At 42.1% G+C, this 14,058-nt stretch carries 9 protein-coding genes; all 9 read right to left on the bottom strand.

What is annotated here, in order from left to right; translation table 11 throughout:
• Positions 1 to 30: 30 nt before the first annotated feature.
• Positions 31 to 3,024, bottom strand: coding sequence for a TonB-dependent receptor (locus tag AN392_RS00445; protein WP_055011488.1), 2,994 nt, complete (start codon positions 3,022 to 3,024; stop codon positions 31 to 33).
• Positions 3,025 to 3,098: 74 nt separating this feature from the next.
• Positions 3,099 to 5,756 (bottom strand): glycoside hydrolase family 16 protein, encoded by a 2,658-nt coding sequence (locus AN392_RS00440; protein WP_055011487.1) that lies wholly within the window; start codon positions 5,754 to 5,756, stop codon positions 3,099 to 3,101.
• A 271-nt stretch (positions 5,757 to 6,027) separates the two neighbouring features.
• On the bottom strand, positions 6,028 to 6,816 hold the full coding sequence (locus tag AN392_RS00435; protein ID WP_055011486.1) for a sterol desaturase family protein: 789 nt from the start codon (positions 6,814 to 6,816) through the stop codon (positions 6,028 to 6,030).
• Positions 6,806 to 7,453, bottom strand: coding sequence for a CDP-alcohol phosphatidyltransferase family protein (locus AN392_RS00430; RefSeq protein ID WP_055011485.1), 648 nt, complete (start codon positions 7,451 to 7,453; stop codon positions 6,806 to 6,808). Before AN392_RS00430 ends, AN392_RS00435 begins: the two co-directional genes overlap by 11 nt.
• Positions 7,443 to 8,096 (bottom strand): ATP-binding cassette domain-containing protein, encoded by a 654-nt coding sequence (locus AN392_RS00425; protein WP_055011484.1) that lies wholly within the window; start codon positions 8,094 to 8,096, stop codon positions 7,443 to 7,445. The genes AN392_RS00430 and AN392_RS00425 overlap by 11 nt, the downstream gene beginning before the upstream one ends.
• Before the next feature lie 24 nt (positions 8,097 to 8,120).
• The gene (locus tag AN392_RS00420; protein ID WP_055011483.1) at positions 8,121 to 9,839 is read right to left on the bottom strand and encodes an ABC transporter permease; all 1,719 of its coding nucleotides are present in this window, start codon (positions 9,837 to 9,839) and stop codon (positions 8,121 to 8,123) included.
• The gene (locus AN392_RS00415) at positions 9,836 to 11,098 is read right to left on the bottom strand and encodes an ABC transporter substrate-binding protein (protein ID WP_055011482.1); all 1,263 of its coding nucleotides are present in this window, start codon (positions 11,096 to 11,098) and stop codon (positions 9,836 to 9,838) included. Before AN392_RS00415 ends, AN392_RS00420 begins: the two co-directional genes overlap by 4 nt.
• Positions 11,085 to 11,891 (bottom strand): DUF547 domain-containing protein, encoded by an 807-nt coding sequence (locus AN392_RS00410; protein WP_055011481.1) that lies wholly within the window; start codon positions 11,889 to 11,891, stop codon positions 11,085 to 11,087. The genes AN392_RS00415 and AN392_RS00410 overlap by 14 nt, the downstream gene beginning before the upstream one ends.
• A gap of 1 nt (position 11,892) precedes the next feature.
• Entirely contained in the window at positions 11,893 to 14,046 is a 2,154-nt protein-coding gene (locus tag AN392_RS00405) for an FAD-dependent oxidoreductase (protein ID WP_055011480.1), read from the bottom strand.
• Positions 14,047 to 14,058 lie beyond the last annotated feature (12 nt).

Raw genomic sequence — 14,058 nt, 5'->3', positions numbered from 1 at the left:
GGTAATCAAAAACTGTATTTGGGCAATGTATTAATTGCCCATAGAGTATCTAACGCCAAAGGCATAACGAGGGCCGTATTGAGCCGCGCTTAAGAACTGACTTTCGAAGCGACTGAATGAACGCTCGGTTTCGTTGGTTAAGTTCACACCTTCAAAGAATACCGTTGTGCTTTCGTTAACTTCGTAGTTAACACTAATATCCCACTGCAAGTACTCTTCAGCATATTGTGGAGGAGCCGTAGCACCTGAGTCAGGTAAACCTTGCGCAATTAAGTACTCATCACGCCATGCACCGGTAATTTTTACCGATAAGCCATCTTTTTCATAAAAGCCTTGTAGGTTTGCAGAGTCACTTAGGCCAGCCAATACCGCTTGAGAGGCAAGGTAGTAGTTATCGTACTCAACATCACCATCAACAACTGTGGCATTGAAGCCCGCACCAAAGCCCGAGTCGCCAAACAAGTGCTGAACAGCAAATTCAAAGCCGTTCACTTTACGTGAGCCAACGTTTTCAGGTGAATTAATAGTCCATTCAATTAGCGGGTCGGTTGCTGGGTCTGGTAAGATGCGGTTGTTTTCGCCAATACCCACACCATTAGCTACAATTTCATTGTAAATTGCAGTGTCAGTTGCTTGATCGCCACGACCTTCAATGGCGGCTACTGCGTTGTTCCAACGCTGACCTAAATACACATCGTGTAAGCCTTCAAATGTTGTTTTAACCTGGGTGTTATCAATCCAGTTATCCACATCTTTCCAAAATAAACCAATAGCAGCGTAGCTGCCTTCGCTGTAGTAATACTCAAGGCTTAAATCTAAGTTCGTTGATTTAAATGGTTCTAGGTTTGGATTACCACGGCTACCACTTCTTGAATTTAATTTAGGTGATGGTGTTAAAGCCAAGTTACCTAACATATCACCGAGTGTTGGTCTGGTGATTGTTTGACCCCATGAGGCGCGGGTCACTAGGTCATCCGTAAGATCGACTTTAATATCAATCATAGGCAGTAGTAAGTCGTACTGACCTTCATAGTCTACTTCAACTAATTCGCCACCAGCGGCAAATTGAGTTAACCACTCTGAACCACCAGCCCAGTACACTTGTTCCGCTACACGGCTTTTAGCTGGGCTGACAATATCAGTTTCTTCATAACGAAGACCTAAATTTACAAATACTTCGTAGTCGCTAACGTCAAATACCCAATTACTAGAGAGATACACACTGATGGTTTCTTCTTCAACTTCGTTAGTTGGGAAGCCGTCAAAGCTACCAATTCGGTAATAATCACTGCCAATAACATCTTCGGTTAAGTAAGCGCTTTGGCGAGCAAATGCTTCATCAAGGTCATAAGTGTAAGCATAACCAGGGGCTACGCCGTTAGGACCAAATGAAAACTCATCAAGGAATCCGCTTAAATCAACTCTTTCGAACATCGCATCCGGAAAAATTTCAGCGAATGTACCGTTGTTAAAGCCTGGTGCATTGGCGTTATTAGAACCACCCCAACCACTAAGTGTTTGTTTAGTGTAAGCCGCACCAAATTTTACAGTCTCAAGACCAATATCTGTATAAGTAAATAACTTACCATCTAATTGCACTTGAGAAACTTCTGACTCACCCGGTGTTCTGGTAAAAATACTGAAGTTAGAACCAATTTGATTTGGACTCACTTCTTGTGTGCCATTGTTCCAATTAATATTGAAACCGGGCACATCGCCTTCGCGGAAAAAGTATTCTTTAGTCGAGAGATCGGCTGAGCCCAAAATAATACGGGCATTAGAGTTCAAGCCTGGATCTTTACCGTTATCTGTAGTGGTTTTTGAAGTATGGGCATCAAAGTTAAAACTTAGATTGTCTGTTGCTAACCATTCAACATTAATACCAGTTGCTTTTGAGTCTACTTCTGAGGTTTCACGAAATGCAGTGAATGATGCGTCATCGCCAGCTGAGTTATAGTAAATAGCGGTGCCGTTTTCATCTAGCTCATAGGCATTACCATTGCCGCCAAACGACCCATTCCAAATACCCCACGATAACGAGTTATTACCCGTTGTTGCATTTGAGATTGTGTGATCTAGTGTAAACGTTAAGTTATCTGTTGGTGCAAACTGAAAAGTGGCTTGCGCGTTTAAACGTTCACGCTGAATGTCGTCTTTTGCAAAGCTGACTTCTTGTGGGAAGAAAGCGGCAGATACAAATTCACCACTCTCCCCAGCGTTAGGGTCGAAAAACTGCTTCGCTGGATTGCCATCAGCATCCATTGGGCGGTTATCAATTATGTTTTCAGCATCAACCGATAGGTTAGGGTTGACTAACCAAGAGCGCACATTGGCTGCTTGGCGCTGAAAATCACGACGGTGGTAAGAAAAGTTAGCTGAAAAACCAAACATTTCGTCAGCAAAGGTGTTGCTGTAAATACCTGCTACTTCAGGAGTAACCTCATCACCTTCTTCTACCGATGTATCGTGAATACCTTTAGCCATTAATGAAAATCGTTGACCCGGCTTCTGTAGAGGTTTAGCGGTAACAATATTTACAGTTGCACCAAGGCCACCTGTTGGTGTATCTGCACGCGCTGTTTTCATAACTTCAAGTGAGCTTACACCCTCCGATGATAAGTTCTCAAAGTTAAATGAGCGTGTAAAGCCTGTGCCCGCCATTTGACGGCCGTTAAGTGTTACAAGGTTAAATGATGGGCCAAAACCACGTACGGTAATTTGGCTACCTTCACCGTTTGAGCGACTTACTGATACACCCGTAATACGTTGTAGCGATTCAGCTAAGTTAGTATCTGGAAATTTACCCATTTCTTCAGCAGAAATGGCATCGACCACGCCTGATGCGTCACGTTTTACATCCATCGAACGGATTAATGAACCACGAATACCTTTTACTTCAATAACTTCTAGTTCAGGTTCGGCAGTATTTTCTTGCGCAGCGTAAGCGAAGTTAAATGTGCTTGCAGCGATGATAAGTGACACAGAAGCCGCTAGTGGGCTTTTTTTAAACTTATTTGTGTTCATAATTGCTCTGCTTTTACTTAATTTATTACGGTAAGTAGGTACTTGTAATTTAGTACCTACCACTGAATTAGGGTTTATGGGTTAGCGATAACCACATTGTCGATACGATAAACTGCACCTTCACCTGTTCCCCACGCTGGGAACATCATCAGTACATTGATATCGCTAATGTCTAAACCTGCATCAAATAATGATTGCAACGTAAACGTGTATGTTTGCCACTGTCCAATAACAGGTACTTCACCTTCAACGCTTTGTTCAAGAGGAAGCTCTACCGCCGTTGCTGCACCTGTTGACTCAATTTTAAATGTCCATACTGAGTCAGAGTCATTTGGTGGTGTCACCATTTTCATTTCAAATTGCACAACACCATTGGCTAATATTGCTGATGCATCAAAAGAAACACCTTCGTCAGCTAAAAAGCCCATTACTGTTGGTGTAGCACCAATGACAAACTCAGCCACTGTGCCGTGATCAGCATCGTCAGTTTCTTCAGTCGGTGTAGAGCCACCACAACAGTCCCAAATACTCCACATATCTGCAGCAGTATCTTGGAAAATAGTGATTTCATCGCCTGCTGATGCACTAGGATCGTACATTTTAGCGTTATCAACACGGTAAACCGCACCTTCACCTGTGCCCCATGCTGGGAATATCATCACTACATCAATGGCACTAACATCTAAACCTGCGCCCGCTAAGTCAGCGAATGTAAAGGTATAAGTTTTCCACTCACCTACAACAGGTGCATCGCCAGCATCTGTTAATGGTAATTCTACTGCGGTATCACCCTCATTAGATTCAATTTTCATTAACCAAGTTGCATCTGGGTTATTTGGGTTTGACATCACTTTCACATCAAACTGTAGTACACCATTTTCTAAAATGCTGGTTGCATCAAATGGAGTGTCGCTACCACCAGCAGATGAACGAGTATTAAAGCCCATTACAGTGGGGGCTTCGCCAATAGTGAATTCTGCAGTTAAGCCGTGTTCTGCATCGTCCATAACTTCTGATGGAGTAGAGCCGCCACAACAATCCCACATTGGCCAATCTAAGTTTTGCTCGTCAGTAAATAAATCTACTGATGGTGATTCACCTACATCGCCTTCAATAGCCACATTGGTAATTAAATATTCAGCGCCTGCACCTGTTTGCCATGCTGGGAATACCATTAATACATCAATGGCACTTAAATCTAAGCCTCTTTCTTGTAGTAAAGAAAGTGGGAAGGTGTAAGTTTGCCATTGACCAGTAACAGGAGTAACACCTTCATTACTATCGCTAAGGGCTACATCGCCGGTATTAGGACCACCATCGCCCGCTTCGGCTTTCAATAGCCATGTAGTATCTGATGTTGGTGGCGTTACCACTTTCATATCAAAAGTTAGTCGACCATTTAGATCAAGAAGAAGTGATGCATCAAACGGAGATGAAGTGCCGGTAAAATCATCAGGGAAGTGACCGCCTCGAGTAGAAAACCCAAGCACAGTCCCGTTATTATCGTTAATGTTAAACTTAATTACATCGCCTTTGTCAGCGTCAGTAATTGTTTCAGGTGTTGTTCCACCACAACAATCCCATGCGATCCAGTTGGCATTTAAGCTGCCATCAAAAATATCAAGATTCTTTGCAACACCATCACTTGGCGGAGTAGGTACAGGGGCTTTACCTTCTACAAGTGCATCGTCTAGGCTATCGTAACCTGGACGTACTGTTTCACAACCTTTACCAGTGGCCGGATCTGAGGCACATTCGTACACACGAACATAATCAATCTCAAAGCTTTGACCTTCTGCAAATGCAGCTGCATCAATACCTAAATTGTTTACATTTTCAGGCCAATCGCCACCAACAGCATGGTTTAATATAAGGTAAAAGTCTTTATCAAATGGGGCATTATCCCAGTGAGTGGTAAGTTCGCCGTTACCTTGTTCAAAGTATTCAGCAAACCAACCTTTATGTTTAAGACCAACAGGCTCATCTTTAGAGTTGTAACGTACTTCAGAGCGACGTTGTGTAGCGTATAAATAGCCGTCTACGTACCAGCGAATTTCTCCCTCTTGCCATTCGATTGCATAAGTATGAAAGTCATCTGCTGGGTTCATACCTTCAGGTAAGGCATAAGCTTTGCCTGAACTTGAGTTATTTGGCCACTCACGACCATAGTGAAGTGTGCCATGAATATTTGCTTCAACGGTGCCATCTTCAGCGACTGTTTTTAAATTAACCGCTTCTAAAATATCAATTTCGCCAGAGCGCGGCCAAGTGCCATATACTTCATCGGTTGGCATCATCCAAAATGCGGGCCAGCTACCTTGACCAGAAGGCAACTTTGCACGCATTTCAAAACGGCCATAAGTAAAGTCGGCGTTGTAGCGGGTGTTTAAACGGGCTGACGTGTATGGTTTTTCTGCACCTTCTTCTGCAGGTAAGGCGACTATATTTAGTACACCGTCTTTAATGAAGGCATTTTCCTCACTGTCGGTGTAACATTGTTTTTCGTTGTTACCACCGCCAGCGCAGTTTAATTCAAAGTTCCACTTGTTAGTATCAATACTAGTGCTGTCAAACTCATCGCTCCATACCATACGCCAGTCTGAGACTGGTTCAGTAGGGTTTACTTTTTCAATATCGGTAGTAGTGGTCGCTGCGTCACCACCACAACCCGCCAAAGATGCTAATGAAATAGCAGCCAAAAGGCGAGTAATGCGTGTTGTTTCAATGTTCATAACTGAACCCCGTTCAACTGATTATTGTCAGAATATAGTGTATTTGTTGATTTTTTCATTTTTGTAAGCGCTTACATTTTTCTGTGTGGTAAATGTAAGCGCTTACAAATAATATGGGGGATTCTCAACTGGGTCAAGAATTTGTTTAAATAATTTACAACTGGTTTACTTTTAACGGGGTGTTTTTGTTAACAGGAACGGTTAAACGCCTAAGTAATGTTATAAATAGAGGTTTAAAAGGTGTACATGGATGTTTTCATTAGCTGTATTGCTATTTTTTAAATGGCATTATTAACAATTGCCACAAGGATGAATTTTGTTTGGGGTTTGGGTATTGGCTTAAACCAAGTGCAATATTTTTATCAGGCTGACTTGCCTGTGATTTATAGCTGCCAAAAAGTCTATCCCACCAAGTTACACTAAAGCCAAAGTTACTGTTTGTTTCTTCGGGGTTTTGGCTATGATGAATACGATGCAGTACTTGAGTTACAAGCACTAAACGCAGCGGCTTTTCAATAGAGTTGGGTAAGCGAATATTCGCATGATTAAACAGTGCTAACCCATTGAGTGCAATTTCAAATATTAATACTGCAATAGCAGGTACACCCAAAGCGGTAACGGCAATCAATTTTATAAGTATGCTGAGTACAATTTCAATAGGATGGAATCGCAGACCGGTACTGGTATCAATATGTGCATCAGCGTGGTGTACGCGGTGCAAACGCCACAAAATAGGCACCTGATGAAAAAGCCGATGCTGCCAGTAAATAATTAAATCAAGCAAAAGTAAGCTGAGTATCACTGCAGTGAGTGGTGAGACATTAAGTTGATTAAACAGCCCAATTCCATGCTGCTGATAATAAACAGCAACCGCAGTTAATCCAACCGGCACTGTAAAGCGTGCAAGCAGGGTAGAAGTAAAGGTTAATCCAAAATTAGCAAACCAGCGTGACCTATTTTTAATTGTCGATTGGCGTGCAGGCTTTTGCCATTCAAGCAGCATCATTATTGCTAGTACGCTAAAAAAGAAGCCTAGCCGCCAATATACTTCATGACTCATGGTTTACCTCGTTGAGTGCGGTTTCTTGCTGTTTTAAGGTGTAATAACCTCCATATATACGGGTAAAAATAGTTATCGCGCAGGCTATAGCAAATAAAACAGCAAGAATTGAAAAATACTGCGGCCAAATACAAAAGGCAATAAATAAGGCAATGGTTTCTGTGCCTTCGGTTAAGCCATTTAAGTAGTAAAAACTTTTGTATTTAAATTGTGGTTTGTCGAGTTTAAATTTTTCAGCGGCTATGGCAAAAGCTAAAAAGCTGGAGCCGGTACCTATAAAAGTCACAAGCAATAGTGACCCAGCAAGTGCATTTTGCTCAGGGTTGGTTAAAATAAATGCAAAAGGAATAAGCGCATAAAATAAAAAATCCAGAGTAATGTCTAAATATCCCCCAGCGCTTGAACTGCTCTGAGCATAACGCGCGAGTGCGCCATCAAGACCATCAAAAATGCGGTTAATACAAATTACAGTTAATGCGCCATACCAATATTCAAAAATAATTAGTGGCACAGCTAGTAAGCCAATTAAAAAACCTATTAAGGTTAACTGATCGGCACTCACTCCTTTTTTGTGCAGCTGTTTTACGCACGGAATAAGCACCGGTTTTATAACTGGGGTAATAAATTTATCTAACATTTATATCACTTTGTACGTTTAGATTGATGATTTTGCCATTTGTGGCTATTGCGTCACTTTCATCATGGGTGACCATAATGGCGGGTAACTGATATTCCCTAATTTGTGAAAACACCAGCTGACGGGTTTCAATACGTAATTGCTGATCAAGCTTACTAAAAGGTTCATCGAGTAAAATCGCTTTGGGTTTACTCAGTAATAGTCGCAGTAAAGCAACACGGGCTTGCTGCCCACCGGAGAGAGTGTCTGGATGGCGCTTGGCCATGCCTTTTAGCCCAACGTGTGTAAGTGCTTCATCTATTTGCTGCTGGCGTTGTGTTTTATCCATTTTTGGCATGGCAAAGCTAATATTACCGCCAACAGATAGATGCGAGAATAGTAATGGGTCTTGATATAGCACAGCAACATGGCGTAAATGGCTGGGCAAGGAACTAATATTAGTATCATTTAGCCACACCTCGCCAGTTGCATTAAAACTCGGAGGTAATGCGCCAGTAAGCCAATTTAATAAGCTAGATTTACCGCTCCCTGATGGCCCCATAATAGTAAGAATTTCACCACCTTTAACCTGTTCATTCAAGCTCAGTAACAACTCGTTTTGACGATAAAGCTGACAATTTTTAATTTGTAATGATGGCTGCATTAAACGCCCTTTGATGTATTCATATTATGCTTGCTTGTTATTAAAAACATACCGAGGTAGTCCCCATGCCAGTATAAAGCCGAGAAGAGGTAAGCCCATTTGCAGTATTGCATACACAGCACTGGTTCGCCTACTTGCACCATTGGCAAGTGTTACGGCTTCGGTGGTTATGGTGGCTATTCGGCCACCCCCTGCTAACTGGGTTGATAAATACTGGCCAAAACTTATTGCCAACCCCAGCGCCATCGCAATTAAAATAGGCGCAAATAGTTGTGGCAATTTAACTTGTATAAACACCTTCCATGGGCTTGAGCCTAAGCTTGCAGCAACACGCGCTAATCTTGGGTCTAAACGCCTGTAACTATCGGCAATAGATAAAAAAACATAGGGTAAAACAAACAGCAAGTGTACAAATATCACATTAAAAAAAGCATGCTGACTATTTAGCAATTGCTGTAGCCACACAATACCAAATAAAAAGGCGATACTGGGTACCAACAACGGCAGGTATATAATTAACAGTGCCCACTTCGCCAAAGGTTTAGCCGTGATTTGCTCTGCTTCTAAACATAGTAACACCAAAATAGTGGCAAAACCTGAGCTAACCACGCCAACCACTAAGGTATTAAATAAAGGAGTGTGAATGTGTGTAAAGGCATTTTCAAAGTGTAGTAATACCAAACTTGAAGGTAAGGTATCCGGAAAACGCCAATAGCCAGCTACTGACCAAAGTACTAATCCAATTAACGCAGCTGCAATGAAGACTAAAATTACGCAAGTGACGATATAAGTAAAAGCACGAACAAGTTGGTGAGCATAATGGCGTCGGCCGTTGATGAGTGACTGACTAAAAATCATGGCACTGATTTTTTCAAGCAATAGCCAAATTAGCAGTAGTCCAACAGTGATCGCTAATTGTAACAGAGCACCCGCTGAGGCCTTTATGCGCAGGGTTAAATCTACATCGTTAAACCAATGCATGATAGCAACGGCTAAAGTAGGGGGCGTATTTGGCCCAAGTATCAGTGGCATCTCAACGCTCGCACTAGCATAAGCAAGTACTGCAAAAATGGGCAAACGTAACAGTGGGTATAAATTAGGTAGCACCACTTTAAAAAATGCCACCATGGGGTAATAACCTAAATTAATGGCAATTTGATGCTGCATTCGTAGCTTTTTGCCAAGTTCAGGCTGCGCTAAAATACCCAATGCAATGAGTAATAAAAAAGGCAGCTCTTTAAGTACAAGCCCAATAATAATGCTCCAGCCAAAAGCGTCATAAGGTAATGAGCCCTCAGGAGCTAATTGCCAGCCCGTTAACCAAGGCGAAAATAAGCGCGTAAATAATCCCGATGGCGCGATTAAAAAACTGACCGCAATTGCCGCTGCAGCGTGGGGAATAACCAGTATGGGACTCAACACGTATTCAATTCGTTTTAGCCATACACTATTAAAAAATGCAGCCAGCATAATAATCATGAGCGCAAACGCTATTAATGTACTAATTAGTCCAGTGCGTATGCTCAGGCCTATCATTTGTGAAAGCCCCGGTGTATCCCATAAAACATTAAACCCAGCCAAACTCATGTTGGTTTTATTCAAGGCAGGCGCCCAGCCAAAGGCAGGCAACATTACTCCCATTAGGCCGCCTAATACAGGTATTGTTAACAGTGCCAGCAAACAGTAAGGGGTTACTTTGACTAGGCGTGAGAATAAATCAGCTGAATGGAGTACCTTACTCATTGGCTTGCTCCATAACGGGTTTCCCAGCCAGTATTAATTGCCTCCACCCAGCTCGGATGTGGCTCACTGAGTGTACGTTTAACACTATTTAGAGGCAGTGCGCTAGGATGCGGCTGTACGGTTTTAAATAAGCCCTGCTGCTCTGCGCTTAAGCTGGTTTGAATTAATACCGTTTTGTCACCCCATATAGCAGTTTTTTGTTTATGCGCTTGCGCTGCGGGGCTTAATAAAAAGTCAGCCACTAATTGCGCACTTTGCTGGTGGCTTGCATTATAAGGAATAGCGACAAAGTGAGTATTACTTAAGCTGCCATCTTGCATTGCGTAGCTACGTATACTTTTTGGTAAATCATAACGCTTTACCGCAGCCGGTACTTCTGGTGCCGAAAAAGTAAAGCCAATACTAAGCTCGGTATCGTCTATTAAGCGGCGCATTTGTACACCGCTTTGCATGAAGTATTCGCCATTGCGCCACAGATTAGGGTGCAATTTATTTAGAAACGTCCACAACGGATCAAGTACTTGGGCTGTGTTTTTATCATTAGCTGGTTGATTTAGTTTTGCTTGTAGCATTGCATCGCTATGTTGGTGTAATACCACTAATGCATATTTTAAAAAGCTCATCCCTAAAAAGTCAGGGGGTTTGGGGTAACTAAATCGGCCTGGGTTTGCTTTACTCCAGCTCAATAACTTATTAAGGGTTTGAGGAGGAGAGCTCGTTGCTAGCGTATCGTAATAAAAAGTCAGTGATGCCTGCCCCCAAGGGGCTTCCATTCCTTGAGTGGGTAAACCAAAATCAAACAACACGCTGGGATTGTTTTCTGGATTGGTGTAAATAAAATTAGGCAATTTATCAGCCCAGTCTTTTAGTAAAAGCCCGTGCTTACTCATAGCTGCAAAGTTAGCCCCATTGATCCAAATTAAATCGACACTGCCTTGAGTGTGATTATTTGCTGATTTTTCTGCGAGTACGCGGCTAACGGCCTCGCTGGTGTCGCTGAGCTTTACATGCACTAACTCAATGTTATATTTAGCTTTTACTTGCTCAGCCGCCCACTGAATATAGGCATTTATTTGCGCATCACCGCCCCAAGCATAAAAATATACGCTTTGGTCTTTACCTAACTTTTCAACTTGCTGCCAACGGCTTTGTAATTGTGTACTTGCTAGGCTTTTAAAGCTAATAATAAAGCAAATGCAAAACGCGACACAGAATAAGCTGTATCGCGATAATGTTTGCCAAAATTTATTGGCGAGCATTTAAATCCCAGTTGTAGTCTAAAAACTTAACTTCCATGTTATTATTTTTAAGTGCTTTTTGCTGAGCGGGTGTCAGCTTTAGTGCTTTAGGGTATAGCATAAAAAACTGCTGTAGCGTATTTGCGCCTTTAAAGCCTTGTTCAAAATCATCGCCGTACCACTTAAATATTGAAGACATACTTAGTGTGTTATCTTGCGCTATATTTCGAGTCATGTCTGATAAAAAACGCATCGTTTGCTCTTGCAATTGGCTTTCTAAATCAGTGGCTGTGTAGGCTTCTTCACGTAGCGCAGGGCAGCCAATACTGGCGCAATTTACCGCAAAATGAATACGTGGATCGTTGTACTTACCGCTACCTCTGATTAAGTCATGCTCTATGTTATCTAAGCTACGAGTTTTACCCAGCAGAAAAATAAACTCTTTGCTCCACGGTGAGCTAAAAAAACTGCCTAAATCTTTAATTGATTTAAGAGCTGGGTATTTTGTTAATATCAGCTCAACAGTAAAGGCGTTATACGCGTTGATTAAAAACGCCAGCTGCTTAGGTTTTTCCCATGTATCAAACTCATTTTGCGTAACCGACGATAACGAATCTAAATAGGCTTTAAGTTCGTTGCGCTTAGCTTTTATTGCTGTGTAATTAACCTCTGTGCTGTGGCCATGATTAATAGCTACAACATGATTGTTTAATAATGCATTCCAGCTGTCATGCATGTTTTGAGCTTTGTTTACAAACGATGTTGCAAGCAAAGCAGAACCTAACAATAGCGCTTTTAAAGGTGTTTTAAACATATTAGCCTCTGCGCCAGGCGTGGTATTTTTCTAGCAAGTTAAGTACCTTTTCAGGAGCGTGAGCACGTTTCCATTCGCCCGCCGCATATTTATTACCTTCAGCCCATGTTGGGTAGCTATGAATAGTGCCTAATATTTTGTTAAGCCCTAAACCGTGTTTCATTGCTAGTACAAATTCAGAAATTAAATCGCCAGCGTGCTCAGAAACCACAGTGACACCGAGGATTTTGTCTTTACCTTTAGGGGTGATCACTTTAATAAAACCATTGTTAGCGCTTTCGGTGATGGCGCGGTCTAGCTCTTCAAATTCAAAGCGGGTGATTTCATAGTCTATGCATTTTTCAATCGCTTCTTGTTCATTTATGCCCACTCTTGCTACTTCAGGATCAATAAATGTGGTCCAAGGAATAACACGGTAATCTACTTTAAACTTTTTAAGGTTACCAAATAAGCCATTTACTGCTGCGTACCAACCCTGGTGAGCAGCTACGTGTGTAAACTGATACGGGCCTACAATATCGCCTGCGGCAAAAATATTAGGGTAGAGTGTTTCTAAGTAGTCGTTAGTTACTATGGTGCGATTAGTTTCTATACCAAGCTCTTCAAGGCCATAGCCTTTGAGGCGTGCGCTTCGGCCAACGGCACACAGTAGCTCATCATATTCAATATCAATTTCGGTGTCGTTGTGTTTCACCACGAGGTACTTTTTATCCTCGCGTGCTTCACAGCGCAGCGCTTGGTGTGAGGTTAAAATATTAACGCCACTATCGGTCAGTGATTGGTGTGCAAAAGCTGACACTTCAACATCTTCTTTGATCATAACGCGTTCAGCCATTTCAATTTGCGTAACGTTTGAACCTAAACGCGCGAAGCTTTGCGCAAGCTCACAACCAATCGGGCCGCCACCTAAAACAACCAGTTTTTTAGGGGCTTCATCAAGCTCAGAAAATTTGCTCCATAACGTATCACTGGTTACATAGCCTGTTTCTTCTATGCCAGATAGTGGAGGTACAAATGGGCGTGCGCCGGTGGCAATCACAATCGTACGAGCAGTGAGTGTTTGTGTGCCGCCATCGTTAAGTTTAATTTCTACAGTCCACGGGTCTAATAATTTACCGTAGCCTTTTACAACATCTACGCCTAGGTTTGTGTAGCGCTCAACACTGTCGTGTGGGGCTATATCGGCAATCACTTGCTGTACACGTGCCATTATTTTTTTAAACGAAAACTGCGGTGTCGTGCTTTGTAGCCCATATTTTTCAGCTTGGCGCATTTGCTGGGCTACTTTTGCACTTTTAATAATAGCTTTACTAGGCACACAGCCAGTATTTAAGCAGTCGCCGCCCATTTCGCCGGCTTCAATTAAGGTAACTTTGGCTTTAACTGCTGCTGCAATATAGCTGGTGACTAAGCCGCCTGCGCCCGCACCAATAACAATCATGTTGCGATCGAATGTTTTGGGTTTAGTATAGTTTTTATAAACACGGCGCTTTTTTATTGCATTTATAAGGCTTTTTGCAATTAACGGGAATACCCCTAATAGCGCAAACGACAAAATTAAATCCAGCGATAAAATACCCGATAAGCTATCTATTTGTGCTAATTGAGTACCAGCGTTCACAAATACAAAGGTACCCGCCAGCATTCCTATTTGGCTTACCCAATAAAAAGTCCATGACTTAATAGCAGTTAAACCCACTAATAAATTAATTAAAAAGAACGGAAAAACAGGCACTAAGCGCAGCGTAAATAAGTAAAATGCGCCTTCTTTTTCAACCCCAGTATCTATAGCGGCTAAGCGTTCAGGAAAGCGTTTTTTTATGGTATCGCGCAATAAATAACGCGACACTAAAAATGCTAACGTAGCACCAATGCTTGAGGCAAACGAGGCAACTAATAGCCCTTGAGCCAAACCAAATAATGCACCAGCGGCTAGCGTTAAAATAGCTGCACCAGGCAGTGAAAGCGCGGTCACTAATATATAAAGTAAAAAGAACCCCCCGATCACCAAAAACGGTGATTGAGCTTTGTACTGATCAAATTGCGCCATTGACCCTTTCAACCCGTCGAGGGTAAGAAGCTGGTTTAGATCATAAAAAAAGAATAAGCCGACACCTATCGCCGCCAGTAATAACAAACTTAGTTTTTTTAACATGTTATCTCTCAA

The organism is Pseudoalteromonas sp. P1-16-1b, from assembly GCF_001401785.1.
Classification (GTDB): domain Bacteria; phylum Pseudomonadota; class Gammaproteobacteria; order Enterobacterales; family Alteromonadaceae; genus Pseudoalteromonas; species Pseudoalteromonas undina.
This window is presented reverse-complemented; position numbering and strand designations above follow the sequence as displayed.

Coding starts and splice junctions, on each gene's coding strand:
- AN392_RS00445 (WP_055011488.1), bottom strand. CDS start 3,024: ATGAACACAAATAAGTTTAAAAAAAGCCCACTAGCGGCTTCTGTGTCA.
- AN392_RS00440 (WP_055011487.1), bottom strand. CDS start 5,756: ATGAACATTGAAACAACACGCATTACTCGCCTTTTGGCTGCTATTTCA.
- AN392_RS00435 (WP_055011486.1), bottom strand. CDS start 6,816: ATGAGTCATGAAGTATATTGGCGGCTAGGCTTCTTTTTTAGCGTACTA.
- AN392_RS00430 (WP_055011485.1), bottom strand. CDS start 7,453: ATGTTAGATAAATTTATTACCCCAGTTATAAAACCGGTGCTTATTCCG.
- AN392_RS00425 (WP_055011484.1), bottom strand. CDS start 8,096: ATGCAGCCATCATTACAAATTAAAAATTGTCAGCTTTATCGTCAAAAC.
- AN392_RS00420 (WP_055011483.1), bottom strand. CDS start 9,839: ATGAGTAAGGTACTCCATTCAGCTGATTTATTCTCACGCCTAGTCAAA.
- AN392_RS00415 (WP_055011482.1), bottom strand. CDS start 11,098: ATGCTCGCCAATAAATTTTGGCAAACATTATCGCGATACAGCTTATTC.
- AN392_RS00410 (WP_055011481.1), bottom strand. CDS start 11,891: ATGTTTAAAACACCTTTAAAAGCGCTATTGTTAGGTTCTGCTTTGCTT.
- AN392_RS00405 (WP_055011480.1), bottom strand. CDS start 14,046: ATGTTAAAAAAACTAAGTTTGTTATTACTGGCGGCGATAGGTGTCGGC.